We start from the raw sequence: 26,538 nt of genomic DNA, 5'->3' as shown, positions 1-26,538 counted from the left end.
ACCAAGCTATCGCCCACCACATGGTCGTCCCCGCGCAGGCGGGGACCTCCGTTTGGGGTAAGCAGAAAATGAGGTCCCGTCGCGCGGGAATGAATTCGTGCGGGCCTGTTCGACCGCTACTGAATCCAGAAGGTCGCTGGGGGCAAAGCAGCCGCCACCGCACTACAGGATCTTCTGTCCCAGCCAGGCACCACTGTGCGTCGCTATCCGCTCGAACCCCATCGCCTGCCAAAAGCCCATGCCGCGCGTGTTCAGCGGGCTGACGCCGACATGCACGCCGGGAACGCCCATGGCTCGCGCCTGCTCGATCCAGCGCTCGAACAGCTTGCGCCCCATGCCGGTCCCCTGCAGCCGGGGCAGCAGGTTCATATGCATATGCGCGGGGAAGGGGCCGACGACCTCATCAGGTGTCTTGTTGGGGTGATGAATGGCGAAACTGCGCTTCTGGTCGGCGGACCAGCTTTCTGGCGTCGAGCCCGATGGATCGGCATATTGCCGGCGCAGCGCCGGCCACCAGTCCTGTTCGAGCTGCCGGTCGAACGCCCGCGTATCCGCAGCGCCGACGACGTAGCCCGCGACGCCCGCATCATCCTCGGCCACGAAGGCCAGCTCCGGCGCCAGCATCGCATAGGGCGCTGAATAGATATGCCCGATCATCCGCCCGTCCTGATGCAGCGGCGACGCATCGCGGCCAGCATCGCCGGTGGCCAGCAAAATTGCATAAAGGCTATCGAGGTCGGCCGCAGCGAAAGGACGAAGCAGGCTCATTCAACATCTCCGCGACCGCTCAAAGCGCCACGAAGCCCTTTTGCGCCACGTCGTAAATCTGCCCATTCTGCGTCAGGTTCGGCGAGACCATATCCACCAGCGCGCCGGCAATTTCGCGCGGCTGCGGCAGCGTATCGGGATTTTCGCCCGGCATCGCCTTGGCCCGCATCGCGGTGCGCACGGCGCCGGGATAGAACACATTGGCCCGCACGCTGGTCTGCTCGAGTTCGCCCGCATAAGCTTTGACCATGGCGTCCACTGCCGCCTTGCTGGCGGCATAAAGACCCCAATAGGGCCGCGCCGACTTGGCCGAAGACGACGAAACGAACACCGCGCGCCCGGCATCGGCCTGGCGCAGCAACAGGTCGGTCGAGCGCAGCAGGCGATAATTGGCCGTCACATTGACCGCCATCACCTTCTCGAACTCCTCCGGCGCCACATGGGGCAGCGGCGACAGTGTGCCCAGCATGCCCGCATTGGCGATCAGGCCGTCCAGCGCGCCCCACCGTTCGAAGATCGCCGCGCCCAGCCGGTCGATGGCGTCGCCATCGCGCAGGTCGAGCGGCACCAGCGTTGCCGACGAGCCCAGGTCCTGGATTTCGTCGTCGAGTTCCTCGAGGCCACCGACCGTGCGAGCGACCGCCACCACATGGGCGCCGCGACGCGCGGCCTCCCTGGCGCTGGCGTAGCCAATTCCGCGCGACGCCCCGGTGACGAGGACGACTTTGCCGGCAAGATCTTGCGTATCAGCCACTAACCGGCCTCTCGAAGCAGGGAAATTTGTTTCGGCTCGTTCTTGGCCCGACCGTTGAGATCGGTCAACTGCGTCGGATAGTCGCCGGTGAAATAATGATCGGTGAACTGCGGCATGAGGTTATTGCGCGGCTCGCCGCCGACGGCGTCATAGAGCCCATCGATCGACAGGAATGCCAGCGAATCGGCGCCGATGAAGCGACACATCGCTTCCAGGTCCTTGTACTGGTTGGCCAATAGCTTCTCCGGATCGGGCGTATCGATGCCATAATAGTCCGAGTACCGGATCATCGGGCTGGCGACGCGGATATGCACCTCGGTGGCCCCGGCATCGCGCATCATCTGCACGATCTTGACGGACGTCGTCCCGCGCACGATCGAATCGTCGATCAGCACGACCCGTTTGCCATCGATTTCGGCACGATTGGCCGAATGCTTGAGTTTGACTCCGAACGCGCGAATCGACTGCGTCGGCTCGATGAAGGTGCGCCCAACATAATGGTTGCGGATGATGCCCAGTTCGAACGGAATGCCACTCGCCTGCGCATAACCGATTGCCGCCGGCGTGCCGCCATCGGGCACCGGCACCACGACGTCGGCCTGGACGGGCGCTTCCTTGGCGAGGTTGATGCCCATGCGCTTGCGCGCCGTATAGACGCTGCGGCCGGCCACCACCGAATCGGGGCGCGCGAAATACACATACTCGAACAGGCAGGGCCGTTCCGGCTCGGGCCGTACCGGCTTGCGGGCTTCGATGGTGATCGAGCCGTCCGGTTGCAACTCGCAGATCACGACCTCGCCGTTTTCGACGTCCCGCACATATTTGGCGCCGATAATGTCCAGCGCGCAGGTTTCGGAGCAGAAAATCGGCTTGCCATCGAGTTCGCCCATCACCAGCGGCCGGATGCCGATCGGGTCACGGGCGGCGATCAGCTTGGTGCGGGTCACCGCCAGCATGGCATAGCCGCCTTCCATCTGCCGCAGCGCATCGATGAAGCGATCGGTGGTCGAGGTGTGGCGCGAACGCGCGATCAAGTGCAGCACCACTTCGGTATCGGAGGTCGACTGGCAGATGGCGCCCGTGGCAATGATCTGCCGGCGCAGCGTCAGTCCGTTGGTGAAATTGCCATTATGCGCGATGGCGATGCCACCCGCTTCCAGTTCCGCAAACAGCGGCTGCACATTGCGCAGCGCCACTTCCCCGGTGGTCGAATAGCGCGTGTGACCGATGGCCATCGTGCCAGGCAGCTTGGCCAGCAAAGCCGGGTCGGTATAGTGGTCGCCAACCAGCCCCATGCGCTTTTCGGTATAGAATTGGCGGCCGTCAAAACTGACGATGCCGGCCGCTTCCTGGCCTCGATGCTGCAGTGCATGCAGGCCCAGCGCCGTCAGCGTCGAGGCGTCGCTATGCCCCAAAATGCCAAACACGCCGCACTCTTCATGCAGCGTGTCGTCATCGATATCGAAAGTGTCGTCGCTCGGATGGTTCACCGGGCTCTCCATTCCAATGCTGCCTCAACTGCAGAAACTGGCGCGCCGCCAGCGGCGGCGCGATGATCCGGCATCCTATGAATTGCCGGTCGGTCTATCGTCGGGCCCATAGTAGCGGGCTTCTGGTCAGTGATGTGGCGAGGAACGGGCCCTCACCGCAATATGATCAAAGAGTAGTCGCCGGTGCGACCGGGGCTGCGGGGGCGGGAACGGTGGTCCCGGCATTGGGCGGAACGCTGGAATCTTCGGTTTCGTCGGTGCCTTCGGCGGCAGCGCCGGTCGGATCCGTGGGATCCTCGGTCAGCCCGGTGCCACCCTTGAGAATTTCCGTGACCTGCTTCTCCAGGTCCGGCGGCAGCATGGCGATCAGCGAATTGCCCATCTGGGTCAGGTGTGGCAGCGACTGCGATTCCTTAGCCCAAGGCGGCAGGTTCGTACCCAGCAGCCAGGTGCCGAAAATGGTGACGACGATGGCGATCAAGAGGCCACGCAGCACGCCGAACACGAAGCCGAGCGTGCGGTCGATCGGCCCGATCTTGCTGTCCACCACGAAATCGGCGATCCGCATGGTCAGCAGATGCAGCACGATCAGCGCGACGATGAAGCTGACGACCACGGTGGCGATATCGGCAACCGTCGGATCGGCAATATAGCCCTGCGCGATCTCCGGATGATACTTCCACATATAGATGGCGATGGCGGCCGAGCCTGCCCATGTCACCAGCGATAGCACTTCGCGTGTCAGTCCCCGCGCCGTGGCGAGGATCGCCGAGATCAGCACAAGCACTCCGATACCAACGTCGAACGCAGTCAGCATGATGGTTTCGCCAGCTCCAGAAGAGGCCCAAAGCCCCATATGGCGCTTCGTTTAGCCGCTTTAGCCGCCGCTGCCAAGGGCGCGCGGGCCCTGCACGGCCAATGTTCCCAGAAAGCATGCAGGCTAGTCACGCTCAGGCCCATTCGTCCACCTTTGCCGCCGGCTTCTGCCCCTTGGCAGCGATCCTGCCCACCAGGTCCGCCAGGTTGGTGAACTCCGACACTTCCAGCCCGCTATTGCGGTCGGCGGCGCTGAGCCGCCCGGTCGACACCGACTTGAACCCCAGCTTATGCGCCTCGCGCAGCCGCAGCGAGCCATGCACCACCGGCCGGATACCGCCCGCCAGCGAGATTTCGCCGAAATACACGGACTCCGAAGGCAAAGGCGAGCCGGTCAGTGAGGAAATCAATGCTGCTGCGACAGCCAAATCGGCCGCCGGTTCGTTGATTTTCAGCCCGCCGGCCACATTGAGGTAGATGTCATTGGCCCCGATCCGCACCCCGCAGCGCGTCTCCAGCACCGCCAGCACCATCGACAGCCGCGAAGAATCCCACCCCACGACCGCGCGTCGCGGCGTGCCGAGCGGGGAGGGCGCCACCAGCGCCTGGATTTCGATCAGCAGCGGGCGCGTGCCCTCCATGCCGGCGAATACTGCCGAGCCGGCCGCGCCTTCGTCGCGCTGATCGAGAAACAGCGCCGATGGGTTGGCGACCTGCTGCAATCCCAGCGCGGTCATCTCGAACACACCAATTTCGTCGGTGGCGCCATAGCGATTCTTGACGCCGCGCAGAATGCGGAACGTGTGGCTCGAATCGCCCTCGAAATACAGCACCGCATCGACCATGTGCTCGACCACGCGGGGGCCGGCGATCTGCCCGTCCTTGGTGACGTGCCCAACCAACACCACGGCCGCGCCGCTCTTCTTGGCGAACCGCGTCAGCGCTTGTGCCGAGGTGCGCACCTGCGTCACTGTGCCCGGCGCGCTATCCACGCGGTCGGTCCACAGCGTCTGGATCGAATCGATAATCACCAGGTCAGGCGGCGGCCCGTTCTCCAGCGTGGCGAGGATAATCTCCACATTGGTTTCGGCGGCCAGCAACACCTGGGCCTCGCCCAGCCCCAGCCGCTGCGCCCGCAGCCGCACTTGGGCGACGGCTTCCTCGCCCGACACATAGACAACGCGCTTGCCGCGACTCGCGAGGGCCGCAGCTGCCTGTAACAACAACGTCGATTTGCCTATTCCAGGATCCCCGGCAAACAGCAGCGCCGATCCCATCACGAAACCGCCGCCGGTCACCCGGTCTAGCTCTGCAATGCCGCTGACGACCCGCGCCGCGCTCTCGGTTTCGCCCGAAAGCGGCACCAGATTGGCCGCCTTGCCGCCCGCCTTGGCCGATTTTGGCCCCGCGCCGACCCCGCTATCGGTCAATTCCTCGACAATGGTGTTCCAGTCCCCGCACGCATCGCAGCGCCCCTGCCAGCGCGACGTGACGGCGCCGCAGGCCTGGCAGATGAAGGAGGAGCGGGATTTGGCCAATTGTCTTCCTGACGCATGCAGCGAGAAGGCGAGAGTGCTGGTGCCATTCCCGCAAAGGCCGAAATCCGTCCACCGCTGGCGCCGCGAGTGGATGTCCGCCTATGCGGGAATGACAGCAGCGATTATGCACATAGCGTTAGCCCTAGCAAGAACAAATAGCGAACACTAGCCGAGATTGCCGTCCCCGACATAATTGCGCGTGTATCGTCCCTTGAGCGAGGTCAAAATCTCGTACCCGATCGTGCCCGCCGCATCGGCCTGGTCGTCCACCCCCAGCGTGGGGCCCAGCACTTCCACGCCCTCGCCGGGCCTTGGCAGATTGTCGCCCAGTTCGGTCACGTCGATGATGCTGGTATCCATCGATATCCGGCCCAGCACCGGGCAAAGCCGCCCGTTGACCACCACTTTGGCGCCCGGCCGCGTATTAGAGCCCGAGGCCGACCGCAGGAAACCATCGGCATATCCGTAGGCGATGATCGCCAGCCGGCTATCGCGCGCCAGCGTATAGTTCGCGCCGTAACCCACCGTTTCACCGGTGCGCGCTTCCTTGACCTGCAGGATCGGCACATGCAGCGTCACCACCGGCGCCATCGGGTTCTTGCGCCCGACAACAGCGCGCCCGCCATAAAGCGCGATCCCGGGCCGCACCATCTGGAAATGATAGTCACGTCCGGTCATCAGCCCGGCCGAATTGGCCAGCGACGCCGGAATGCCCGGAAACTGGGCCATAACCGAGCCGAACAGCGCCAATTGCGTGCGGTTTTTCTCGTGGTTGGGCTGATCCGCACAGGCCAGGTGGCTCATGATCATCTGGGGCGCATAGCCCAGCGTTTCGATGCGCTGTTTGACCAGACTTGCCTCGTTGAGGCGGAAGCCCAGTCGGTTCATGCCGGTGTCGAAATGGAACGCTGACGCATAGGCCTCGTTGCGTTCCAGGCACTTGGCCAGCCACTCCTCAAGCATCGGCATCGAGCCGATGACCGGCATCAGGTTCTGCCGCACATAGAGGTTGGCCGCGCCGGGATAGAGTCCGCCCAGCACGAAAATATGCGCATCGGGCAGGGCGCTACGCACCGCAATGGCCTCGTCCGGCGTCGCCACGAAGAAAAACCGCGCCCCCGCCGCATAGAGCGCCTTGCTCGACGGCGTGATGCCGGTGCCATAGGCGTCGGCCTTGACCACCGCACCCGTGAGCGCGCCCGCGCTGACCTTGTCGAGCGCGCGCCAGTTACGGGCCAATGCCCCCAGATCGATGCTGAGCAGGCCCCCCAGGCCAGACGTGACGCTCATATTACTCCATGCGCTCAGGCAGATAGTCGGCGCGTGCCAAATTGCCGAAGCGCGTAAATTGCGCCTCGAAGGACAACTGCACCGTACCGGTAGGACCGTGGCGCTGTTTGCCGATGATCACTTCGGCCTTGCCGTGCACCTTGTCCATTTCCCCCTGCCACGTCAAATGCTCGGGCGAGCCCTCCTTGGGCTCCTTGTTCTTGAGATAATACTCTTCCCGATAAACGAACATCACGACGTCGGCGTCCTGCTCGATAGAGCCCGATTCGCGCAAATCCGCCAGTTGCGGATGTTTGTCGTCGCGATTTTCGACCTGTCGCGAGAGCTGGCTGAGCGCGATGATCGGCACTTCCAGTTCCTTGGCCAATGCCTTGAGCGTCGTGGTGATTTCGGTCAGTTCCTGCACGCGGTTCTGGCTAGAGGCCTTGGACGAGCCCGACAGCAGCTGCAGATAGTCCACCACCAGCAGGTCCAGCCCCTTCTGCCGCTTCAGCCGCCGCGCCCGCGCCGCCAGTTGGGCCACGCTGATGCCACCGGTATCGTCGATATAAAGCGGCATCTGCGCCATCAGGTTGGACGTATCCACCAGCTTGGCGAACTGGCTTTCATGGATATTGCCGCGCCGAATATCGGACGAGGAAATCTGCGCCTGCTCGGCGAGGATTCGCGTGGCGAGCTGCTCGGAACTCATTTCCAGGCTGAAAAAGCCCACAATGCCGCCGTTGACGGTCTTGCGATGCCCGTCGGGCGTGACGTCGCCCTTCCATTCCTTGGCGACATGGAAGGCGATATTGGTCACTAGCGCCGTCTTGCCCATGGCCGGACGTGCCGCGAGAATGATCAAGTCAGAACGCTGCAACCCGCCCATCAGCCGGTCGAGATCGCTCAACCCCGTTGCGGTACCAGAGAGCGAACCATCGCGCCCATAGGCCTCCCCGGCCATCTGGATCGCGTCTTTCAGCGCTGCATTAAACGGCTGGAAACCGCCGTCGTAACGCCCCTTTTCCGCCAGTTGAAACAGCGCGCCCTCGACCTCCTCGATCTGCTTTTCCGGCGTGACGTCGACTTCGGACTCGTAGGCCGTCGACACCATTTCCTCGCCGATCAGAATCAGCGAGCGGCGCAGCGCCAGGTCGTGGATCATGCGCCCATAGTCGGCCGCGTTCAGCACCGTGGTGGCCTCGGCGGCCAAGCGCGCCAGATACTGCGCCATGGTCATGTCGGCGAGCAGGTTTTCCGGCAGATGCGTCTTGATGGTGATCGGATCGGCGGACTTGCCGGCGCGCACGAACTTGCCGATCACCTCATAGATTTCACGGTGGATCGGCTCGTAGAAATGGATGGGCTCGAGGAAGTCCGAGACGCGGTAAAACGCTTCGTTATTGACGAGCACCGCGCCCAGCAGCGCCTGCTCGGCCTCGACGTTGTGCGGGGCAAGGCGGAAGGACTTGTCCTCCGCCGGATGAAGCCGTGCGATTTCAGCCATCATGTGCCTCGGGTTGAAAAGTTAACGGTTCTTAACCACGGGGGTGGATCACGAGTCTCGACCTACCTGCCGCACAGTTAACGTTGTGCGAACGGCCCCTGTGAACTGTGTGGACAACGGGGAATGTTCGCATTTTGTTTTGCATATGCTCAAGGCAGCAAAATGACCGAGTCGGCTATCCGGCCCGCCGCCGAATGATGAGCGCCTCGATGCCGTCGAGCAACCGCTCAACCCCGAAATTGAACGCGCTTTCGCCCCAGAATGTACCTTCGCGCGTTTCGGTCGTCGCCCGGGCGACACGTACTGTCAGTGGAAACCGCTGCGGATCGACCACGCGTTCGAGCACGGGCATGGCCTGAACCCACCATTCCGCGTCGTCCAGCCCTGTGGAAGCCCGTTCCGCTGCCGCCTGGTTTTCCAGCCGTGCGGCTTGCGTGGTGAGATTGAGCAGCTGCGCCAGCGCCTGGTCCATTTCGAAGTCCGATAGGCCCACACCATCGAGCGGGGCCAGTTCACGCTCGTGCTTGAGCAATTCGTGCGGTCCCATTGGCGAGCGCGCAGGCTGCAGTTCGGCGAGCCACGGATAGGCCTTGTGCAGGGCGCGATTGGCTTCTGCCACCTGCCGCAATCCCAGCCGCCAGTCGACTGCCGTCGGCTCCGTGCCGGCCGGATACATCGCCGCATAGGCGCGGTCCACCATGAGTGCCAAGATTGCCGATTTGCCCGGCGCAAAGCCATAGGCCGCCATCGGGCGGACGCCGAGCCGGCTGGCGATGCTTCGCATCGACAGGGCCTGAACGCCCTCCGCTTGCACCAGGGCAATCGCCGCCACGACGAAATCATTGATGGTCAGGCCTGTCCTGCCCACCGTTCGGCTGTGCGATCCCCACAGAAGCGTAAGGGTTTGTTCGAGGCGGACAGGGTCCTGCTGGGCGGTCACGTGGCTCTCCGCTGCTTGAGCGTCAATAGAGCGTCGCCATCGCGCAGGGCAAGGCCTTTGACGGCTTCATATCGAATCGATACGGTGTATCAATCGCCGTATCAATCGGAGTTTAATATGTCTGTTCAACTATGTCCTCAACCGGAGGCAATATCTCGCCTCGATCAACTCGCCGAGCGCGGCGTCGTCGATCGCGACGCTTCAGTCATCGCCAGTGGGAGCATTGACATCGAGGCGTCCACGCAACGCGTCTGGGCCCTGCTTGCCGACGTCACCAATTGGCCCTCGATCCGTTCCGACGTCGGCGAGGTCTTCTTCGATGATATTCCCAGGCGCGGAGCTGTGTTTACCTGGAGCACCGGCGGCGTTCCGTTGCAGTCGCGCTTCGCTATTGTCGAGCCTGGGAACCGGCTGACCTGGACTACGGTCGCGACCGGACTGGGCGCTGTTCATGTCTACCGGTTCGAGACGATTGAGACGGGCCGCACCAGAATACTTGCCGAAGAGTCCATGGATGCCCCGGCCGCCCCGCAGCTCAACAGTGCCATCTTGGCAGTGCAAATCCGCACTTGGCTCGAGGGCATCAAGGCCCTTGCGGAGCAGGGGGCCTGAAACAAAAAAGGCCGGGCTTTCACCCGGCCTTTCAAATCTAAAGTCGCAAAAAAATCAGACTTCGTCGTCGAAGCGGTCGTCCTGCTGGGCGTCCTTCTGGCCGGCGGCGAAATCGCTGGCTTCGTCTTGCTCGTACTGGATGACGGTGATGTCTTCACCGGCGTCCTGGCGAGACGCTTCGTCGGTGGAACGGGCAACGTTGACCTTGATGGTCACGGCCACTTCCGAGTGCAGGTTGAGCGACACGGTGTGAACGCCGACCGACTTGATCGGGTCTGCCAGGTCGACCTGCGAACGCTGGATGGTGAAGCCATCAGCCTGCAGCGCCTCGACGATATCGCGCGAAGCGACCGAACCGTAGAGCTGGCCGGTTTCGCCGGCCTGGCGGATGATGACCACAGTCTTGCCGTTGAGGCCTTCGGCAATGCCGGCGGCTGCGTTGCGGCGTTCGTCGTTGCGCTTTTCGATATTGACGCGTTCGACGGCAAACTTGGCGCGATTGCCTTCCGTAGCGCGAAGCGCCTTGCCCTGGGGCAAGAGGAAGTTACGGGCAAAGCCGTCCTTGACGGTGACTTCGTCGCCGATCGAACCGGTACGCGCGATGCGCTCGAGCAGAATAACTTTCATAGCAATATTCCTTTGGCTGTCCCACCCTTGGGTGGTTAGGAGCCCCGGACCATCCGGAACCCCAACGATGGCGCGGGTTACACGCCTGGTAGTTGGTCGCTTACGCAGACAGAAAGCCGTTGGGACGGATGAGATAGCGGTGATCGGCGAGAACCGGAGCGGAACGTACTTAAGTACGTGAGCACCGGAAGCGCAGCCGATTGCCGCTAGATCGCCGTCCCAGCGAGCTTACTGGATAGCGTAAGGCATGATGCCGATGAAGCGGGCGCGCTTGATCGCGCGAGCCAGTTCACGCTGCTTCAGCGCCGAAACGGCGGTGATGCGGCTTGGCACGATTTTGCCGCGCTCGGAGACGTAGCGGCTCAGCAGACGCACGTCCTTGTAGTCGATCTTTGGTGCGCCTTCGCCCGAGAACGGGCAGGTCTTGCGCCGGCGCTGGAAGGGACGACGGGCCTGGGCGGTAGTTAGGTCACGAATTGCCATAGCTTTGGGTCCTTATCTTAGAAACGGCGCGGACGGCGTTCGCCGCCGCCAAAACGGTCGCCACCACGATCGGGACGGCCACCGCCATCGCGGTCATCGCGATCGCGCTTCTGCATCATTGCCGACGGGCCTTCTTCCAGCTCGTCAACACGCACGGTCATGAAGCGCAGGATGTCTTCATTGATGCGCATCTGGCGTTCCATTTCGACCACGGCGGCCGACGGAGCGTCGATGTTCATCAGCGAATAATGAGCCTTGCGGTTCTTGCGGATGCGGTAGGAGAGACCCTTGAGGCCCCAATATTCGTTCTTGGTAACCTTGCCGCCATTGGCGGTCAGGATTTCAGTCAGCGACGCGGTCAGTTCTTCGACCTGCTGCTGGGAAACGTCCTGGCGCGCCAGGAAGATATGCTCGTAAAGGGCCATGAATGCGGCTTCCTCAGTGGTTCAACACATGTGCACTTGCTGGCGCGGAGCCTCCTTGAAGCCGGGAAGGGCATCAAAGCAGTCTTGCAAAGAGCGGGAACACGGGAGGCCGGGAATTCACCCTATCTGCTGTGGCTTTCACCAATAGCAAACCCTCCGTTCAGCCCCCGGCCAAACGAATGCTGGCGGTCAAATAGGCCAAAGGTGGGTAAAACGCAAGGGCTAAGCGGCTATGCCGAGTTGCTCAGCGGCCTCGCGCAGCCGACGATCGCGCGTCAGCACTCGTGTCGACCCTTGCAAAACGGCAGCCGCGAGCAAATGCGTATCGACATAACCAATTCCGCGGCTAAAAAGTCCGTGCCGCTCGATGAGATATAGAACGTCTTCAGGCGACGCCACCTTAACGCTTCCTAGGTCCGCGAGGTCAGCGATCGTCTGTTGTCGTGCCTTAAGGCTGCCGAGGGCCAATTCCCCTAGCACAAATGGGTGCATCAATACGTCTCCGTCCGTTACCAGCCGGGCGAAGGTTAAATTGGCCATTCTAAAGTGATCGATCCAGATGGAACTATCGGCAAGGATCATTCTGGTTCTTGCCGGCGCTGCGGAATGTACTCAAGATCGGGCATGCTTCCGCCGAGACGGGCGAGCCTGCGCGCCGCCTCCCTTGCCAGCAAAGTCTTGAGCGCCTCTCGAACAAGGTCGCCTGTTTCGGCAATTCCACTCGATTCCTTCGCTCTCGCGAGCAATTCGTCGTCGATCGTCACTGTCGTTCGCATGTCAACCTCCTTGGCTGTGCATCAAATATAGCATCACTTGATGCGCATTTCCATGCACGCAGGTTCATCGCCTCCGATCACGCGGCTGTGAATTATCGTGAGTTCGACACGATCGTGACACATCTTCGCCCAATTCGGCCTGCTATCCGAACCGAGCTTGAAACTCTCAAGCCCAAACATGTGGGAAATATTGCATGACCATCAAATTTCTTCTGCCCCTCGTTCTCGTGTCCGCCCTGGCTCTGAGCGCTTGCGGCAAGAACGACGCCGATACGACTCCCGCCGCTGCCGCCACCCCGGCTCCCGTCGCCGCTCCGGCCGAGGCCCCGGCAATGGCCCCCGCAGCCGCTACACCCACGCCGGAAGATGCCATGAAGGCAATCCAGGCGCAGGCTGCCACCATGACCGATGCGCAGAAGCAGGAAACCATTGCGGCTGCCCGCAAGGCTGCCGAAGATGCCGGCAAGGCGCAGGGCCTGACCGACGAGCAGATTAAGCAGGCCGCCGACATGGCCGAAACCGCCACCAAGCAGATGCTGGGCGTTCAGTAATTTATTGCTGATGGGAGCGGCCAGTGGGCCGCTCCTTTCCTCTGGACTAAGCCCGAGGTTGTATCAGGACGCGCAGAAAATCGCGATTTGCAGCCCGGCGCCACCAACTGAGCAAACGGCCCCTAGTTCGGTTCGTCGCCGACGGCCAGGATATTGCCTTCTGAATCCTTGAACCAGGCGGCGTGGTAATGGCCCATGGTGGCGATGCCGTTGACGGTTTTCAGCCCCGGCATGTCATAATCCTCGAACTTGACCCCGTGGCGCCGTAAATCCTTCACTTCGGCCTCCACGTTGTCGGTGGCGAACGACAGCAGGGTATTGGGGGCTTTGCCGGCATTGGGCGTCGGGTACAACAGGAAGCTGGTGCCGCCGCCGACTTTGTAGATGCAGCCCATTTCGTCTTCCATTGCGGGCGATAGGCCGAGCTTGTCGTGATACCAGGATTTGGCGCGCTTCATATCAGCGGCCGGGATGGTCGCGTAGGCACGATGGTCTGTGAGCATGACTTCCTCCCTTTCCAGGAATAGAGGTAGGCGTAAAATACGCCTCCCAAACCCAGCTGTAAACGCGATCACGCGGGGAAACCGCGAGGACACTGTTTGGAAATTCGCTCTGGGGAGTCAGATGCCGTGGTGTTCGAGAACCGGAGCGCAGCGTACGTTCGGGTACGTGAGCACCGGAAGCGCAGAACGCCGCGGCAGATGGCCGCCAGAGTAGAATTTCCAAACAGTGTCCAACAGGCGCAGCGTCGGCTTGACATTGTACGCCTGGAACGGGCATGCGGCTGCACACCTTGCGCGCGCTTTACTCCCCGGCGTAATTTCTGGGCCACGCACCGCGCGCCACGCCCGCAACGGAGGTCTTCATGACCCGCTACGCATTTACCTTTCCCGGCCAGGGTAGCCAGGCCGTCGGCATGGGCAAGGATCTGGCCGCCGCCTATCCCGAGGCCCGCGCCGTGTTCCAGGAAGTCGACGAAGCGCTGGGCCAGCGCCTCTCCGCCATCATGTTTGAGGGCCCCGACGATATCCTGCGCCTGACTGAAAATGCCCAGCCCGCCCTGATGGCCGTCAGCCTCGCCATTATCCGCGTGCTGGAGGCCAAGGGCGTTCGCCTGGCCGATCACGCTGCTTTCGTCGCCGGTCACTCGCTCGGCGAATATTCCGCGCTCGCCGCTGCCGGCACCTTCACCATTGCCGATACCGCGCGCCTGCTCAAAACCCGCGGCCAGGCCATGCAGAAGGCCGTGCCCGTCGGCCATGGCGCCATGGCGGCTCTGCTCGGCCTCGATATGGCCACCACCCACGAAGTTGCCGCCGAGGCCGCCCAGGGCGAAGTGTGTGATGTCGCCAACGACAATGCGCCCGGCCAAGTCGTCGTCTCCGGCACTGTCGCCGCCATCGAGCGCGCCGTCGAGCTGGCCAAGGCCAAGGGCGCCAAGCGCGCTCTGCTGCTGCCCGTCAGCGCCCCGTTCCATTGCTCGCTGATGCAGCCCGCCGCCGATGCCATGGCGCAGGCGCTTGCCGAAGTCACCATGAACGCCCCCGTCGTCCCGCTCGTGGCCAACGTGCTCGCCACCCCGATCACCGATCCGGCCGAAATTCGCCAGCGTCTGGTCGAACAGGTCACTGGCGTCGTCCGCTGGACCGAGACCGTCACCTGGCTCACCGGCCCCGGCGGCGTCACCCATCTGGCCGAACTTGGCACTGGCAAAGTGCTGACGGGTCTCGCTAAACGCATCAACGCCGAAGCCGTTGGCACATCGGTCACCACGCCGGCCGATATCGACGCCTTCGTGGCCGCTCTGCTCGCCTGATTCAACGCCTTAACTGCCCGATTCACTTTCTCGCCGAGGACGCTTAAATGTTTGATTTGACTGGAAAACGCGCCCTCGTCACCGGCGCCAGTGGCGGCATTGGCCGCGAGATCGCCAAGGCTCTGGCTGCCGCTGGCGCCCGGGTCGCCCTCAGCGGAACCCGCGTTGGGGCACTGGAGGATACCGCCCGGGAAATCGGCGCCGATTGCCCGATTCTCCCCTGCAATCTCTCCAACCTCGATGAGGTGGATCGCCTGGTTCCTGCTGCCGAAGCCGCTCTGGGTGGCCTCGATATCCTCGTCAACAATGCCGGCATGACCCGCGACAATCTCTTCATGCGCATGAAGGACGAAGAGTGGGACGACGTTATCGCGGTCAACCTCACCGCCGCCTTTCACCTCACCCGCTCGGTTTTGCGCGGAATGATGAAGCAGCGTCATGGCCGCATCATCGGCATCTCGTCGGTTTCGGGCGTCATGGGCAATCCGGGGCAGGGCAATTATGCCGCCTCCAAGGCCGGCCTGATCGGCATGAACAAGGCCTTGGCCCACGAAGTCGCCTCGCGCGGCATCACCGTCAATTCGATCGCGCCGGGCTTCATCGCGTCGGCCATGACCGACGAACTGAACGACAAACAGCGCGAATCCATCCTGTCCACTATTCCGGAAGGCCGCCTCGGAACCGCCCAGGAGGTGGCGGGTTGTGCAGTATTCCTTGCCAGCGACGCGGCGGCCTACATCACGGGCCACACCCTCAACGTCAATGGCGGGATGGCTATGATCTGATAGCCAAACTACTGATAACGCGGGTAATTGCTTGATCGAACGGGCGCATCTGTCTGTGTACGGAGCATTGGTCGACCTTGCGAGCCCGAACCGCGCCCCATAGATTGCGGGGGTGCAAGCCAACACGGCGCTTGAAGATTTGGCGCCACGCCAATAAGAAGCGAAACGAAACCTCGATTTCGAAAAGGGAAGTCAATATGAGCGATGTCGCTGATCGGGTCCGCAAGATCGTTGTGGAACACCTCAATGTGGATGCCGAGAAGGTTGTCGAGAAGGCCAGCTTTATCGATGATCTGGGCGCCGATTCCCTTGACCAGGTTGAACTGGTTATGGCGTTCGAAGAAGAATTCTCGGTCGAAATTCCTGACGACGCTGCCGAGTCGATCCAGACTTTTGGCGACGCCGTCTCGTTTCTGACCAAAGCCGTCGGCTAAGAAACGGCTCTAAGCCTGGGGCCCATTGATCATGGAATTGCGCCGTGTCGTCGTCACCGGTATCGGTCTCGTTACCCCTCTAGGGTGTGGTGTCGAGACGACCTGGGCCAATATTCTCGCCGGTAAATCCGGTGCCGGGCGTATCGAGAATTTCCAGGTCGATGACATAGCCTGCCAGATCGCCGCCCAGCTTCCGCTGGGCGATTATGCGGACGGTGCATACAATCCGGACGAATGGATGGACGTGAAGGATCAGCGTAAAGTTGATCCCTTCATCGTCTATGCCATGGCAGCCGCTACCCAGGCCATCCAGGATGCGGGTGTCGAGCCCAAGACCCAGGAAGACCAGGAGCGCACGGGCGTTCTGATCGGCTCGGGCATAGGCGGCATCAGCGGCATCTACGATGCCTCCATCGTGCTGCACGAAAAGGGCCCGCGCCGCATCAGCCCCTTCTTCATTCCCGGCCGGCTGATCAATCTGGCCTCCGGTTACGTTTCCATCCGGTTCGGGCTCAAGGGCCCCAATCATTCCGTTGTCACGGCCTGCTCCACCGGCGCCCACGCCATTGGCGATGCCTCGCGCCTGATCGCGTTTGGCGATGCCGACGTCATGATCGCCGGCGGTGCCGAAAGCTGCATCAATCGGCTGGCGCTCGCCGGTTTCGCCTCGGCGCGCGCTCTCTCCACCAATTTCAACGATGCCCCCGAAAGGGCCTCGCGTCCCTACGACAAGGACCGCGACGGCTTTGTCATGGGCGAGGGCGCCGGTATCGTGGTGCTCGAAGACTATGAGCGGGCCAAGGCCCGCGGCGCCAAGATCTACGGCGAAATCATCGGCTACGGCCTCTCCGGCGATGCCTATCACATTACCGCGCCATCTCCCGATGGCGATGGCAGCTTCCGCTGCATGCAGGCCGCCATCAAGCGCGCCGGCATCGACCCGTCCGAGATCGATTACATCAACGCCCACGGCACCTCGACGCCGCTCGGCGACGAAATCGAGCTTGGCTCGGTCACCCGCATGCTGGGGGCATCGGCCTCCAAGGTGGCTATGAGCTCGACAAAGTCGGCGATCGGCCACCTGCTCGGTGCTGCCGGCTCGGTCGAAGCGATCTTCTCGCTGCTGGCCATGCGCGACAATATCGCCCCGCCCACCATCAATCTCGACAATCCCTCCGTCGAGACCGCGATCAATCTTGTGCCCCACACGGCGCTCAAGAAGGAAATCAACGTCGCGCTGTCCAATTCCTTCGGCTTTGGCGGCACCAATGCGACCCTGGTCATGCGCAAGGTCGCCTGACTTCGAGCTGTCCCGTAGGGCAAATCGCTCCGGTGGAGCGATTTGAGGCGAGAAGGCCATGAAGAGCTAGGCTCGAATGGCGTGGCGCCGGGTGAGGGGGCTTCTTTCTGGTTCACATGCTCTGGCTTGACAGTGTTTCCGCTTGTCTTTGCTTGGAGCCGTGAGAAGAATGCGCCCGGCCTTGCCATGATTTGGCGCCAATACGATGAAAAGACCCGACGCAGTAATGATCGGGCTTTTGGGGTGACGCAGCAATGAATGATCGCAAGGCCAAGCGTTCGCGGCCCCGCCGCCGCAACGGTTTCATCGAAGTCCTTAACGGCTTCCTGACCTTGGCTATTATGGGCATGCTGCTCGTCGTGGGCAGCGTGGTGTTTGTGGCGTCCCAGTATTATGGCAAGAGCTCAACCCCGCCGGAGACCACTTTCGTGGTCCAAAGTGGCGACACGTTGGGTTCGGTGGCAGAGCGCATGGAAAGCCTCAAGCTGATTTCCAATCGCTACATTTTCGACTTCGGCCGGCGGTTCCTGTCCAATACCCAAGGCACGCTGAAGCCCGGTGAATACCGTATTCCCGCCGATGCCAGCATGTCCGACATTCTCAACGAGCTGCTGCGCGGCAAGGCGATTCTCTACGCCGTGACGGTGCCCGAAGGCTTCACCTCCTTTCAGGTGGTTGAGCGCCTCAACGAGGACAAAAACCTCATCGGCGAAATCACCGTCCTGCCGCCGGAAGGCTCGATCCTGCCCAACACCTACCAGTATAATCCCGGCGATAGTCGCCAATCGGTCCTCGACGCCATGGAAGCGGCGATGAAGACCGAGCTGGCCTCCGTGTGGGAAGGCCGCAACCCCGACCTGCCGCTCCAGACGCCCGAACAACTCCTGGTCCTGGCCTCGATCGTCGAAAAGGAAACCGGCGTCGCTTCCGAGCGCCCGCAGGTGGCCGCCGTCTTCGTCAATCGCCTCAAGCAGAGCATGCGCCTGCAGTCCGATCCGACCATCATCTATGGCATCACCAAGGGCCAGTCGGTCCTGGGCCGTGGCCTGAAGCGCTCCGAGATCGAGGCGAAAACGCCCTACAACACCTACCAGATCGACGGCCTGCCGCCGACGCCGATCGCCAATCCCGGCATCGACGCGCTCAAGGCCGTCGCCAATCCCGATAGCCACGAATATCTCTATTTCGTCGCCAAGGGCGCTACCCCCGACCAGGGCCATGTCTTCGCCGCGACCTATAAGGAGCACCAGGCCAACGTCGCCAAGTTCCGCGCCATCGAGCGCGAACAGGCCGCGACCGATGCCGAAGCGGCCAAGGCCGCGCTGGAGGCCAGCGAGGCCGCGGGCGCTACCGAAACGGCGCCTCAATAGAGCGTTTCCAGGAAAAGTGCGATGCGGTTTTCGGGTTCGGAAACGCGAACAAGCAAGGAGCGTCTTGACCATGTCACCGCGATCGCGCAACTACGCCGCACAAATCGGAATTTCCAATAAGGTCGTGTCGTGATCGAATCTCAACGCCGTGGCGTCATGCTGGTGATTGCCTCGCCTTCGGGCGCTGGCAAATCGTCCATTTCACGCTCGCTGTTCGGGCAGGACCCCAATATCCGCCTGTCGGTGTCCGTCACCACCCGCGCGCGCCGCACCGACGAGGTTGAGGGGACGCACTACTACTTCGTCGATGTCCCTACCTTCGATCGCATGAAGGCCGAAGGCGAGCTGCTGGAATCGGCCAAGGTGCACGACAATTATTACGGTACCCCCCGCGCCAAGGTGGAAGAGCAACTGGCTGCCGGCAACGATATCCTGTTCGATATCGACTATCAGGGCACGCTGCAGCTCTACGAGCGCAGCCGCTCGGACATGGTGACGGTGTTCATCCTGCCACCCACCATCAAGGAGCTGCGCGCCCGCCTCGAGCGCCGCGCCCAGGACAGCGCCGGCACCATCGAAAAGCGCCTGCGCAATGCCAAGCTCGAAATGCAGCACTATAACGAATACGACTACATCATCATCAACGACGATCTCGAAGCCTCGACCCAGAAGGTCCGCTCCATCCTCGCCGCCGCCCGCCTGGCCCGCCCGCGCCTGACCCAGCTCGACCACTTCGTCAAAGACCTGCAGAACCAGATCGACGCGCTCTAACCGCCCCTTAGTTTCCACCGCGCATTCAGTCGACACCTCCCCCTTCAGGGGGAGGATCAAGGTGGGGGCCTTTTGGGCAACTGGCTATATCGAACTACCACTCAGCCGCCCTGGGAAGGGTAGAAGCAGGTCAGACGCCGTGCTCGCAGCTACGCCCGCCTCAACTCCGGCAACGCCTTCGCCATCTGCAAAAACGCCTCCACCGGCAATTCCTCGGCCCGCTCGTCGCCCTTGAGCCCGGCCACGGCCAACAACCCCTCCACGGGCACGCCAGTGGCTTTCAAGCTCTGCCGCACCATCTTGCGCCGCTGCCCAAAGGCCGCGCGGGTGATTTGCTCCAGGTCCTTCACCGCCACGTCGCCGGCAACCGCCTTGGGCACCAGATGCACCACGGCCGAGGTCACGTTCGGCGGTGGCGTAAACGCCTGCCGCCCGACATTGAACGCGATCCTTGCGTCAGTACGCCAGCCCGCCAGCACGCCCAGCCGCCCATAGGCATCGTCATTGGCCTTGGCGCAAATCCGCTCAGCCACTTCGCGCTGGAACATCAGCGTCAGGCTTTCGAACCAGGCCGGCCATGGATCGGTGGTCAGCCAACCGGTGAGCAGGGGGGTGGCGATATTATAGGGCAGGTTGGCGATGATCCGCGTCGGCCCATCGGCCAGCAGCCGATAATCGGTCTCCAGCGCATCGCCCGAAATGACCGTCAGCCGCCCCGGATAAGCCTCGGCAATCTGCGCCAGCGCCGGCAGGCACCGCGGATCGCGTTCGATGGCGATAACTTCGCGCGCCCCCTCGGCCAGCAGTGCCCGTGTCAGCCCGCCGGGCCCCGGACCCACCTCGATAACTCGCACGCCCTCCAGCGGCCCGCTGACCCGGGCGATACGCGCCGTCAAATTCATATCGAGCAGGAAATTCTGTCCCAGCTCCTTTTTCGCGCGCAGGCCATGCTCGGCGATGACTTCACGGAGCGGCGGCAAATCGTCGATCTGGCTCATGCTTCTGCCTGGTTGCGCGTCATCGCGTCGGCCATCTGGATTGCAGCGATGAAGCTGCGCGGCGAGGCCCTGCCGGTGCCCGCCAGGTCGAACGCCGTGCCATGATCGGGCGAGGTGCGCACGATTGGCAGCCCCAGCGTGACATTGACGGCCTCCTCGAAAGCCACGGTCTTGATCGGGATCAACGCCTGGTCGTGATACATCGCCACCACCGCGTCATACTTCGCCCAATAGGCCGGATAGAACAGCGTATCGGCGGGCAGGGGGCCGGTCACCGCAATTCCCTCGAACTGCAATTGCGCTACGGCCGGCCCGACGATCTCCAGATCCTCGCGCCCAATAGCGCCGCCTTCGCCCGCATGCGGATTAAGCCCCGCCACCGCGATCCTGGGCTCGGCAATCCCGAAGCGCAGCTTCAGGTCATAGGCCAACACCCGCACCGTCTCTACGATCAATTCGCGCGTCAGCAGGCCCGGCACATCTTTGATCGGCACATGGATGGTCACCGGAACCGCCCGCAGCCCGCCATGCGCCAGCATCATCACCGGCAGCCGCGCCTTGCCGCCCTGCGCGCACAGTTCAGCCAGAAATTCTGTGTGGCCGGGATGCTTGAACCCGGCATGATAAAGCGCGCCCTTATGGATCGGCGAGGTCACGAGGCCACGGCACACGCCGGTCAGTGTCGCCGCCACCGCCGCCTCGATCGAGCCGATCACCGCACCGGCAGACACTGGGCTGACCTGGCCCGGATGGTCTGGCAGCAATCCTTCGATCGTCACCACGGGCAGGGCGGTCGCAAAGATCGAGCCGGCCTCTTGGGCGCTCGTTGCTGCCATGGCGATATCGAGGCCAAGCCGCTGCGCCCGGGCGCTCAGGAAATCCACCTGCCCGAAAACGCAAAAGGCTGGCAGCGCCAATTCGGCGCGCCGCGCATAAAGCTGCAGGATCAGGTCCGGCCCCACGCCCGCAGGTTCGCCCATGCTGATGGCCAGCGGCTTGTCCAATTCGGCCCTCATGGGTGTCGGTGGCGCCCTTGCCGGACGCGCCGGTCGATCAGTTATAGATGATCTTGGCCTGCTTGCGCAGATTGGCCAGGTATTCGGTGACCTTGCCGCTCAGGGCAGCGCCGCCGGCTTCCTGCTGCATCTGGCCCTTGATGAAGGTCAGGTCCTCGGCCTGCGTCTTCTGGCAGATCGCCAGCATAGACACGCCGGTATCGGTGGTACGCGGCTTGCCGATGCCGCCGACATTGAGCCCGGCCAGTTCCTTGGCCACGGCTTCCGGCAACTGGGTCGCATTGCGGCGGCCGACATCGATCACCGCGACATCGGTATACTTCAGCGACAGGTCCACCGCGCTATCGCAGCCGGCGAACGCGCTGCGATAGCGGTTGGCCTGCGCGGTGCGGGCGCCCGCGCCCTGGCCACCGGGCGCAACGAAAATGACTTCCTTGAGGATGTAGTCGAACTTCTGGTAGTCCGCGAGTTTGCTCTGAGCCTGCTGGTCGAGGTCCAGGTCCGAAACCCGCACGGTGGGCGTGATGGCCGCGTCGGTGATCGCGCCCCAGGCGATTGCCGCCCGCAGCCGGTCGCGCAGCGTGTCCATGCCGACGCCATTGCCTTCCAGCATTTGAACCAGCTTGTCCTTGCTCAACTTGACGTTGCGCGCCACGTCCTGCAGCGCGCTGTCGATCTGTGCGTTGGAGACGGTGATGCCGAGCCGCTTGGCTTCGCTCATCTGCAGGGCTTCGTCGATCAACTGGTCGGTTGCGCCACGCTGGCCCGTCCGGTTGCCTTCCATCGAGAATAGCTTGACGCGCTGCGACACCTGCGTGTCGGTGATGGGCGTTCCGTTGACCGTGACGATAACCGCCGCGAACGACGGCATTGCCGTTGCCATGGTGACCAGCAGTCCCAGGATCATGGCGCCAGCTGCGCGCCCCAAAACACTGTTCGCCATCATCGTCATCCGCCTGTCCATTGTCGTTCCACTCTCAATGCGGTGGGAAACCCGCCCTGTCAATTGCCGAAAAATTGCGGCTAAAATCCGGGCGCGGCGACAGCGCCGGAATAGCCCAGGTCCAGCCCGGCAGGCGCCTTCAGGCGGAAGGTGGCGGTAAAGCGCGTGTCGTCCGGTGACGTATGCGTTGGTCCAGTCCGCGTCGCCGAGCCGCCGATGACCAGATAACCGTCATCGTAGGTGAGCCCAGCGCCGACCTGCAGGAACTGGTTTGAGGTAATGTCCCAATAGGCATTGCCCGTGATCGTCCAGTAGTCGGCCACGGGCACGCCCGCATAAGCGCCGATCTGCTGCTGGTCGATCAGCACACCCAGCGCCGGATTGGCCGCGATATAGGCATATTTCACCCCGGCTGAATAACCCGAATTGGTATAGTCCGCGCCTGCCTCGGCGCGGGTCACGCGGCCTTCGCCCGTATCGGCCTGCACCTTGCCTCCAACCGTAACCCCCTCGATGAACGACCCATAGGCCCCGAGCACCGCATAGGATGGCGATACATCCAGCCCCGAGCCGACACCGACCAGCGTCGGGTCGCTCAGCGAATAGGCATTGGCCCCAGCCAGTTGGAACGACTGCCCGGCGACGAGCTCGACATAGCTGCCATTGGCGAAATTGGCCTGATAGCGCCCCCCGATATTGGCGCGCAGCCCGGTCTCCTGCCGGTCCGTGCCCGAAAACCGGTTATAGCTGAACAGGTTCGTATCATCGAAAACGAAACTCTGGGAATCGTCGTTGGTGATCCCCGGCAGCCCGCTATCCGTGCCGCGATAGACGACCTGAACGATCGGCTCCACCAGATGCACCGTCGAGCCATCGCTGCCCGAAAGCGGGAACCGCACATCCATGGCGGCGATCGGCGTGGCGCTCCACAGCGTCGCGTCGGCCGGACCGATGGCGCTTGCACTGTCGTAATTGGCAATGTCGAGCCGTCCGCCCAGATACGGCGTCGCCACGAACCCGCCGCCGCCGATATACTGGTTCTGCCAACCCGCCTGAAACACGGCATGGTTCTTGTTGCCCGCATAACCGAACTGATAGGGCACGCCATTGGCGCTGGTATTGTAGTCCGACTCCCGCCGCACGCCCAGCAACCGCCCTGTGATCTCCACCCGGCCCATGCCCGGGGCCAGTTCCAGCATCTGCTCGAACCGCACCTTGGGCAGCGCGTTGCCCTGCAGATCCTGCGAATCCCGCGTGACTTGCCCCAGCACATTGAACTGCTGCAGGCGCGCATCGAAATAGGTGTCGTCCGTCAGATGGGTGGCATAGGCCTCGTTGACCGAGGATTCGGCCGTCGAAATCCGGTAGTCCTCAAAATACGCGAAGTCGCTGAATGCCGTGTAAGACCAGCCTGCCTTCCAGTCCTTTGCCGGCACGAAATTGCCCGACGTCTGGATCGCCCCGCGCCACTCGCGCTGCGACGACGTAAAGGTGAATGCCGTCGGATCGAGCTGATACAACCCCGATCCCTTGATCCGGAACGAACCGGCCTCGAACCGCTGCACCCATTCGGCGTCCAGCAGCAGACCCTGCCGGCTGAGCAGGGTAGGGGTCAGGATGACGTCGGTATATTTGCTCGAATAGGCATTGATCGGCACGGCCAGCTTGACGCCGATTTGCTCGCTGTAATCCACCGTCGGCGAGCGCACGTTGGACAAAGCCGACTGGCTGGTGTCCGGCAGCCACAGGTAGGGCAGCCAGGCCACCGGGAAACCCAGCAGCGCCAGGCTCGGCTGCTCCATCGCCAGCGAGCCGTCCTTGGCATTGTAGGTAATCCGCTTGGCCTTCATCGACCAGCCGATCCGCCGCCCCTGCTCATCGATACAATCGCCGCACGGCGAATAGGTCGCGTTTTCCAGCAGCGTCTGCAGGGCCTTGTCGTAATCGGTGCTGTCCGCGGTAATCCGCGCGCCGTCATACGTCGTGATGGTCATGGCGCTGACCAGCGCGCGCTTCATCCCGTCCTTGACCTCGAAATCCTCGGTTTCCAGCACGTTGCCGGAAGGGTCGGTGATCGTTACCGCGCCGATGAAGTGGGAGTCCTGGGTGCTGCGGTTGAACACCAGCTTCTGCCCCTTGATGACGTAGCCGCCATAGCCCAGCACCACATCGCCCGTGGCGGTGATGATGCTGGTAGGCGCGTCGACCTGCAGGTCGTCAGCTTCCACCGAGGTTGGCGCCTTGGGGTCGACCGGCGTATTGAAAAAGTCGGTGGGCACCAGTTGCGCCATGGCGACGCTGCCAAGCATGCACAGCGCCACGGCACTGGCAACGGCCAGGCGCAACGTACTCTTGATGCTTGCCCAGCCCCGTTTACTCACGTACGCCCGTCTTCTTTGTAGAGCAGCACCGTCACGCCGATGACGATGGCCACAAATGCAGGTCCGATTGCCGCGAATGTCGGATCGAGAACGCCAGCAGACCCAGCCCGGTCAGCCATCTCGGTAATCACAAACACGACAAAACCCAGCACGATCCCATAGAGGACCGCCCGACCATATTTATCGGACCTTCGATAACCTGCGGTAAATGCAAATGCAATGAACAGCGAACCGGTTAGTACAAGCGGCATGGCCAGCAGCTTGATCAGCCGCATCGTCGCCGCAGACTTGATGGCATTGTCCGAAACGCCCGCCTTCAACAGCGCCGCCAGTTCAAAAAACGTCATGTCTTCCGTCGAGGACAGGCGCAGATCCAGTTCCGCGGCGGTCGATGAGGTCGACAGTTCATAGTTTTCCACCATGCGCGCCGGCGCATCCGGGCTACGGAAAATCGCTACCGGCAGCACCCAGTGCCCCGGCTTGAGGATCGCTTGTTCGGCCTCGATCCGGCGCCCGGTGGTGCCGCCGATTTGAAACACCGTCACCCCGCCCAGCACGGCGCCACCCGTCTGCATGCCGGTCGCCATCATCACGTAATGCTGATCGCCGCTGCGCTGCTCCAGCCAGATTTCGCCCGGCGGCGTCAACAGCGCCGCTTCGCCCGGTGGTGTGGGTACCAACTCCCGCACCACCAGCGTGCTGGCCGTCTCCACCCCCAGCGCAATACCGAAACTGGCGATCAGCAGCGCCACGGTTGGCGCGCGAACCACCCGCCATATCGATATCCCGCTGGCCTTGATGATGGTCAGCTCATGCTTGGCCTTGAGGTCGATAAGGCCGAGAATCGCCCCCATCAAAACCGTCACCGGCAGTGTCTTAATGGTCCAGCGCATGCCGCTGGCCACCACGCTGAGGATCGCCATGCCGACGCCGCTGTTTTGGGCGATGAAGTTGAAGCGCCAGGTATCCAGCGATTCCACCAGCGCAATGATTCCGTAGAACACGATCAGCGTCACCGCGATCCGGCTCATCACCCGCTTCAGCACCAGCCAGTCGATTCTGGTCATGCCATCACCGCGTATTGGACGCGGCGCGGACGGGCGCGTACGAAGATGATGATCGCCGCAGCCCCCATCATCAGCAGCGCCCCGGTTGCCGGCCCGAGCGGACTGTAGGAACTGACCCCGCGTTCCGCGAAAGCCAGCAGCAAGACCGCCACTTCCATCGGCACCGCGATCCGCCCGCCTCGTCGTCCGCTCGGAAAACCCGAAAGCGCCAGCACCAGCATGCAGATGCCGATAACGCTGAGGGCTTCGTTCATCCGCTTGAGCAACCTGTCGACGACCGGCTCCGGCCAGTCGCCGGTCGCCAACGCATCGCTGACCAGTTGCAGGCTGTCGCGCTCCGCCAGCGGGTCCGGCTGCGCCAGCGGCTGGGACAATTGGTCCACGCTCAGGTCATAGCGCGCGAACGAGATTTCCGAGAACCGGCCGACGTGCTCGGAATATTGCAATGTCCCGTCATGCAGCTCGAGCACATAGTTTTTACCGTCGCTCGAAATCCGCGCGGATTTGGCGATATAGGTGCGCCGCACGGCTGGGTCGCGCCGGTCGTCGGCGAAAAACTCGGTGATCTCGCCCTCGCCGGAACGCCCGCCGATCAGCAGCACCACGCCCGGCGTCACCTGGGTGAAGCGCTTTGGCTTGAGCGTCGAGCTCACTAGGTCCGCCGCCACGCTTGCGGTCAACTGGTTCAGGCCCCGCGTGGCCCACGGATCGAGGAAATTCGACAATAGCAGCACGCACAGCACGCCGATCGCCGCCACCGTCGCGGTCGCGCCAAACAGGCTGCGCAATCCGTCGGTGGTGTGGATAATGTGCAATTCGTGATTGGTCTTCAGCGCCTGCAGGGCCCGCGCCATGCCGATGCCGACACACACGTAGAAAAACACCAGCGCCAACGGCGGCATGGTCAGCAGGCCCTGATAGGCCAGCGTCAGCACGCCCTGGCCCTTGACCGAAACCACGTCGAACGAGCGCAGGCAGTTGACCATCCACAGCAGGCCACACACGACCGCAAACAGGATCAGTGCATCGACGGCAAACAATCTTGCCAGATAGCGGGTCAGTCGCCTCATGTGCTCGCTATGGTACCCAATATGACCTGCC

At 62.7% G+C, this 26,538-nt stretch carries 28 protein-coding genes; 8 read left to right on the top strand and 20 right to left on the bottom strand.

Going from position 1 to position 26,538, the window contains the following annotated elements:
• Nucleotides 1-162 precede the first annotated feature (162 nt).
• The 8 genes from ABIB57_RS02245 to ABIB57_RS02210 form a co-directional block, all read right to left on the bottom strand.
• Nucleotides 163-768, bottom strand: a complete 606-nt coding sequence (locus ABIB57_RS02245; RefSeq protein WP_354038209.1) for a GNAT family N-acetyltransferase — start codon at nucleotides 766-768, stop codon at nucleotides 163-165.
• 19 nt (nucleotides 769-787) lie between these two features.
• Nucleotides 788-1,522, bottom strand: a complete 735-nt coding sequence (locus tag ABIB57_RS02240) for an SDR family NAD(P)-dependent oxidoreductase (RefSeq protein ID WP_354038208.1) — start codon at nucleotides 1,520-1,522, stop codon at nucleotides 788-790.
• Nucleotides 1,522-3,012, bottom strand: a complete 1,491-nt coding sequence (gene purF / locus ABIB57_RS02235) for an amidophosphoribosyltransferase (RefSeq protein WP_502914334.1) — start codon at nucleotides 3,010-3,012, stop codon at nucleotides 1,522-1,524. Before purF ends, ABIB57_RS02240 begins: the two co-directional genes overlap by 1 nt.
• Nucleotides 3,013-3,178: 166 nt before the next feature.
• Nucleotides 3,179-3,829 carry a CvpA family protein gene (locus ABIB57_RS02230; protein ID WP_354038206.1) on the bottom strand — a complete coding sequence of 217 codons (651 nt, stop codon included), beginning with the start codon at nucleotides 3,827-3,829 and terminating at the stop codon, nucleotides 3,179-3,181.
• A 133-nt stretch (nucleotides 3,830-3,962) separates the two neighbouring features.
• Nucleotides 3,963-5,366: a DNA repair protein RadA gene (gene radA, locus ABIB57_RS02225; protein ID WP_354038205.1), complete on the bottom strand. Its 1,404-nt coding sequence runs from the start codon at nucleotides 5,364-5,366 to the stop codon at nucleotides 3,963-3,965.
• A 165-nt stretch (nucleotides 5,367-5,531) separates the two neighbouring features.
• On the bottom strand, nucleotides 5,532-6,656 hold the full coding sequence (alr, locus tag ABIB57_RS02220; RefSeq protein ID WP_354038204.1) for an alanine racemase: 1,125 nt from the start codon (nucleotides 6,654-6,656) through the stop codon (nucleotides 5,532-5,534).
• Between the two features lies 1 nt (nucleotide 6,657).
• Nucleotides 6,658-8,142, bottom strand: coding sequence for a replicative DNA helicase (locus ABIB57_RS02215; RefSeq protein WP_354038203.1), 1,485 nt, complete (start codon nucleotides 8,140-8,142; stop codon nucleotides 6,658-6,660).
• Between the two features lie 175 nt (nucleotides 8,143-8,317).
• Nucleotides 8,318-9,082: a TetR/AcrR family transcriptional regulator gene (locus ABIB57_RS02210; protein ID WP_354038202.1), complete on the bottom strand. Its 765-nt coding sequence runs from the start codon at nucleotides 9,080-9,082 to the stop codon at nucleotides 8,318-8,320.
• A 117-nt stretch (nucleotides 9,083-9,199) separates the two neighbouring features.
• On the opposite strand from ABIB57_RS02210, the gene ABIB57_RS02205 reads away from it, so the two are divergent.
• Complete coding sequence (locus ABIB57_RS02205) at nucleotides 9,200-9,694, top strand: SRPBCC family protein (RefSeq protein ID WP_354038201.1); 495 nt, start codon at nucleotides 9,200-9,202, stop codon at nucleotides 9,692-9,694.
• 54 nt (nucleotides 9,695-9,748) lie between these two features.
• On the opposite strand, the gene rplI is transcribed toward ABIB57_RS02205, so the two are convergent.
• The 5 genes from rplI to ABIB57_RS02180 form a co-directional block, all read right to left on the bottom strand.
• Nucleotides 9,749-10,321 carry a 50S ribosomal protein L9 gene (gene rplI, locus ABIB57_RS02200; protein ID WP_299723272.1) on the bottom strand — a complete coding sequence of 191 codons (573 nt, stop codon included), beginning with the start codon at nucleotides 10,319-10,321 and terminating at the stop codon, nucleotides 9,749-9,751.
• Between the two features lie 228 nt (nucleotides 10,322-10,549).
• Nucleotides 10,550-10,804: a 30S ribosomal protein S18 gene (gene rpsR / locus ABIB57_RS02195; protein WP_375451642.1), complete on the bottom strand. Its 255-nt coding sequence runs from the start codon at nucleotides 10,802-10,804 to the stop codon at nucleotides 10,550-10,552.
• 17 nt (nucleotides 10,805-10,821) lie between these two features.
• Nucleotides 10,822-11,229 (bottom strand): 30S ribosomal protein S6, encoded by a 408-nt coding sequence (rpsF, locus tag ABIB57_RS02190; RefSeq protein WP_299752869.1) that lies wholly within the window; start codon nucleotides 11,227-11,229, stop codon nucleotides 10,822-10,824.
• 222 nt (nucleotides 11,230-11,451) lie between these two features.
• Nucleotides 11,452-11,811 carry a type II toxin-antitoxin system VapC family toxin gene (locus ABIB57_RS02185; protein ID WP_354038200.1) on the bottom strand — a complete coding sequence of 120 codons (360 nt, stop codon included), beginning with the start codon at nucleotides 11,809-11,811 and terminating at the stop codon, nucleotides 11,452-11,454.
• Entirely contained in the window at nucleotides 11,808-12,005 is a 198-nt protein-coding gene (locus ABIB57_RS02180) for a type II toxin-antitoxin system VapB family antitoxin (RefSeq protein WP_354038199.1), read from the bottom strand. Before ABIB57_RS02180 ends, ABIB57_RS02185 begins: the two co-directional genes overlap by 4 nt.
• Before the next feature lie 194 nt (nucleotides 12,006-12,199).
• Here ABIB57_RS02180 and ABIB57_RS02175 point away from each other — a divergent pair, with 194 nt between their 5' ends.
• Nucleotides 12,200-12,556 (top strand): hypothetical protein, encoded by a 357-nt coding sequence (locus ABIB57_RS02175; RefSeq protein WP_354038198.1) that lies wholly within the window; start codon nucleotides 12,200-12,202, stop codon nucleotides 12,554-12,556.
• A 122-nt stretch (nucleotides 12,557-12,678) separates the two neighbouring features.
• On the opposite strand, the gene ABIB57_RS02170 is transcribed toward ABIB57_RS02175, so the two are convergent.
• On the bottom strand, nucleotides 12,679-13,059 hold the full coding sequence (locus tag ABIB57_RS02170; protein WP_354038197.1) for a VOC family protein: 381 nt from the start codon (nucleotides 13,057-13,059) through the stop codon (nucleotides 12,679-12,681).
• A 362-nt stretch (nucleotides 13,060-13,421) separates the two neighbouring features.
• Between ABIB57_RS02170 and fabD the strand changes: the two genes are divergently transcribed.
• The 6 genes from fabD to gmk all read left to right on the top strand — a co-directional run bounded on the left by fabD (nucleotide 13,422) and on the right by gmk (nucleotide 19,032).
• Entirely contained in the window at nucleotides 13,422-14,372 is a 951-nt protein-coding gene (fabD, locus tag ABIB57_RS02165; protein ID WP_354038196.1) for an ACP S-malonyltransferase, read from the top strand.
• Between the two features lie 47 nt (nucleotides 14,373-14,419).
• A complete protein-coding gene (gene fabG, locus ABIB57_RS02160; RefSeq protein ID WP_354038195.1) occupies nucleotides 14,420-15,157 on the top strand; it encodes a 3-oxoacyl-[acyl-carrier-protein] reductase in 738 nt (245 codons plus the stop codon).
• Nucleotides 15,158-15,354: 197 nt separating this feature from the next.
• On the top strand, nucleotides 15,355-15,591 hold the full coding sequence (locus ABIB57_RS02155) for an acyl carrier protein (RefSeq protein WP_035100440.1): 237 nt from the start codon (nucleotides 15,355-15,357) through the stop codon (nucleotides 15,589-15,591).
• 37 nt (nucleotides 15,592-15,628) lie between these two features.
• Nucleotides 15,629-16,891 (top strand): beta-ketoacyl-ACP synthase II, encoded by a 1,263-nt coding sequence (fabF, locus tag ABIB57_RS02150; RefSeq protein ID WP_354038746.1) that lies wholly within the window; start codon nucleotides 15,629-15,631, stop codon nucleotides 16,889-16,891.
• Between the two features lie 254 nt (nucleotides 16,892-17,145).
• On the top strand, nucleotides 17,146-18,261 hold the full coding sequence (mltG, locus tag ABIB57_RS02145; RefSeq protein ID WP_354038194.1) for an endolytic transglycosylase MltG: 1,116 nt from the start codon (nucleotides 17,146-17,148) through the stop codon (nucleotides 18,259-18,261).
• A gap of 129 nt (nucleotides 18,262-18,390) precedes the next feature.
• The gene (gene gmk, locus ABIB57_RS02140) at nucleotides 18,391-19,032 is read left to right on the top strand and encodes a guanylate kinase (RefSeq protein ID WP_354038193.1); all 642 of its coding nucleotides are present in this window, start codon (nucleotides 18,391-18,393) and stop codon (nucleotides 19,030-19,032) included.
• 149 nt (nucleotides 19,033-19,181) lie between these two features.
• Here the strand turns inward: gmk and rsmA are convergent, their stop codons facing one another.
• The 6 genes from rsmA to ABIB57_RS02110 all read right to left on the bottom strand — a co-directional run bounded on the left by rsmA (nucleotide 19,182) and on the right by ABIB57_RS02110 (nucleotide 26,507).
• The gene (rsmA, locus tag ABIB57_RS02135; RefSeq protein ID WP_354038192.1) at nucleotides 19,182-20,030 is read right to left on the bottom strand and encodes a 16S rRNA (adenine(1518)-N(6)/adenine(1519)-N(6))-dimethyltransferase RsmA; all 849 of its coding nucleotides are present in this window, start codon (nucleotides 20,028-20,030) and stop codon (nucleotides 19,182-19,184) included.
• Nucleotides 20,027-21,034 (bottom strand): 4-hydroxythreonine-4-phosphate dehydrogenase PdxA, encoded by a 1,008-nt coding sequence (pdxA, locus tag ABIB57_RS02130; protein WP_354038191.1) that lies wholly within the window; start codon nucleotides 21,032-21,034, stop codon nucleotides 20,027-20,029. Before pdxA ends, rsmA begins: the two co-directional genes overlap by 4 nt.
• A gap of 49 nt (nucleotides 21,035-21,083) precedes the next feature.
• Entirely contained in the window at nucleotides 21,084-21,998 is a 915-nt protein-coding gene (locus ABIB57_RS02125) for a peptidylprolyl isomerase (RefSeq protein ID WP_354038190.1), read from the bottom strand.
• Nucleotides 21,999-22,069: 71 nt separating this feature from the next.
• Complete coding sequence (locus ABIB57_RS02120; protein ID WP_354038189.1) at nucleotides 22,070-24,370, bottom strand: LPS-assembly protein LptD; 2,301 nt, start codon at nucleotides 24,368-24,370, stop codon at nucleotides 22,070-22,072.
• Nucleotides 24,367-25,437 carry an LptF/LptG family permease gene (locus tag ABIB57_RS02115; RefSeq protein WP_354038188.1) on the bottom strand — a complete coding sequence of 357 codons (1,071 nt, stop codon included), beginning with the start codon at nucleotides 25,435-25,437 and terminating at the stop codon, nucleotides 24,367-24,369. The genes ABIB57_RS02120 and ABIB57_RS02115 overlap by 4 nt, the downstream gene beginning before the upstream one ends.
• Complete coding sequence (locus ABIB57_RS02110) at nucleotides 25,434-26,507, bottom strand: LptF/LptG family permease (protein WP_354038187.1); 1,074 nt, start codon at nucleotides 26,505-26,507, stop codon at nucleotides 25,434-25,436. Before ABIB57_RS02110 ends, ABIB57_RS02115 begins: the two co-directional genes overlap by 4 nt.
• Between the last annotated feature and the right edge of the window lie 31 nt (nucleotides 26,508-26,538).

It is taken from the genome of Devosia sp. UYZn731, from assembly GCF_040546795.1.
In the GTDB taxonomy this organism is placed as follows: Bacteria; Pseudomonadota; Alphaproteobacteria; order Rhizobiales; family Devosiaceae; genus Devosia.
The sequence above is the reverse complement of the archived record's forward strand: the minus strand, read 5'-3'. Positions and strand labels throughout refer to the sequence as shown.

What these genes read in the sequence shown, in the direction of transcription:
- rpsR (WP_375451642.1), bottom strand. Translation starts at nt 10,804, where the DNA reads ATGGCAATTCGTGACCTAACTACCGCCCAGGCCCGTCGTCCCTTCCAG.
- ABIB57_RS02215 (WP_354038203.1), bottom strand. Translation starts at nt 8,142, where the DNA reads ATGGCTGAAATCGCACGGCTTCATCCGGCGGAGGACAAGTCCTTCCGC.
- ABIB57_RS02205 (WP_354038201.1), top strand. Translation starts at nt 9,200, where the DNA reads ATGTCTGTTCAACTATGTCCTCAACCGGAGGCAATATCTCGCCTCGAT.
- alr (WP_354038204.1), bottom strand. Translation starts at nt 6,656, where the DNA reads ATGAGCGTCACGTCTGGCCTGGGGGGCCTGCTCAGCATCGATCTGGGG.
- ABIB57_RS02125 (WP_354038190.1), bottom strand. Translation starts at nt 21,998, where the DNA reads ATGACGATGATGGCGAACAGTGTTTTGGGGCGCGCAGCTGGCGCCATG.
- fabD (WP_354038196.1), top strand. Translation starts at nt 13,422, where the DNA reads ATGACCCGCTACGCATTTACCTTTCCCGGCCAGGGTAGCCAGGCCGTC.
- ABIB57_RS02185 (WP_354038200.1), bottom strand. Translation starts at nt 11,811, where the DNA reads ATGATCCTTGCCGATAGTTCCATCTGGATCGATCACTTTAGAATGGCC.
- ABIB57_RS02170 (WP_354038197.1), bottom strand. Translation starts at nt 13,059, where the DNA reads ATGCTCACAGACCATCGTGCCTACGCGACCATCCCGGCCGCTGATATG.
- rplI (WP_299723272.1), bottom strand. Translation starts at nt 10,321, where the DNA reads ATGAAAGTTATTCTGCTCGAGCGCATCGCGCGTACCGGTTCGATCGGC.
- ABIB57_RS02245 (WP_354038209.1), bottom strand. Translation starts at nt 768, where the DNA reads ATGAGCCTGCTTCGTCCTTTCGCTGCGGCCGACCTCGATAGCCTTTAT.
- rsmA (WP_354038192.1), bottom strand. Translation starts at nt 20,030, where the DNA reads ATGAGCCAGATCGACGATTTGCCGCCGCTCCGTGAAGTCATCGCCGAG.
- ABIB57_RS02230 (WP_354038206.1), bottom strand. Translation starts at nt 3,829, where the DNA reads ATGCTGACTGCGTTCGACGTTGGTATCGGAGTGCTTGTGCTGATCTCG.
- ABIB57_RS02175 (WP_354038198.1), top strand. Translation starts at nt 12,200, where the DNA reads ATGACCATCAAATTTCTTCTGCCCCTCGTTCTCGTGTCCGCCCTGGCT.
- rpsF (WP_299752869.1), bottom strand. Translation starts at nt 11,229, where the DNA reads ATGGCCCTTTACGAGCATATCTTCCTGGCGCGCCAGGACGTTTCCCAG.
- ABIB57_RS02110 (WP_354038187.1), bottom strand. Translation starts at nt 26,507, where the DNA reads ATGAGGCGACTGACCCGCTATCTGGCAAGATTGTTTGCCGTCGATGCA.
- ABIB57_RS02155 (WP_035100440.1), top strand. Translation starts at nt 15,355, where the DNA reads ATGAGCGATGTCGCTGATCGGGTCCGCAAGATCGTTGTGGAACACCTC.
- ABIB57_RS02115 (WP_354038188.1), bottom strand. Translation starts at nt 25,437, where the DNA reads ATGACCAGAATCGACTGGCTGGTGCTGAAGCGGGTGATGAGCCGGATC.
- fabG (WP_354038195.1), top strand. Translation starts at nt 14,420, where the DNA reads ATGTTTGATTTGACTGGAAAACGCGCCCTCGTCACCGGCGCCAGTGGC.
- ABIB57_RS02180 (WP_354038199.1), bottom strand. Translation starts at nt 12,005, where the DNA reads ATGCGAACGACAGTGACGATCGACGACGAATTGCTCGCGAGAGCGAAG.
- mltG (WP_354038194.1), top strand. Translation starts at nt 17,146, where the DNA reads ATGAATGATCGCAAGGCCAAGCGTTCGCGGCCCCGCCGCCGCAACGGT.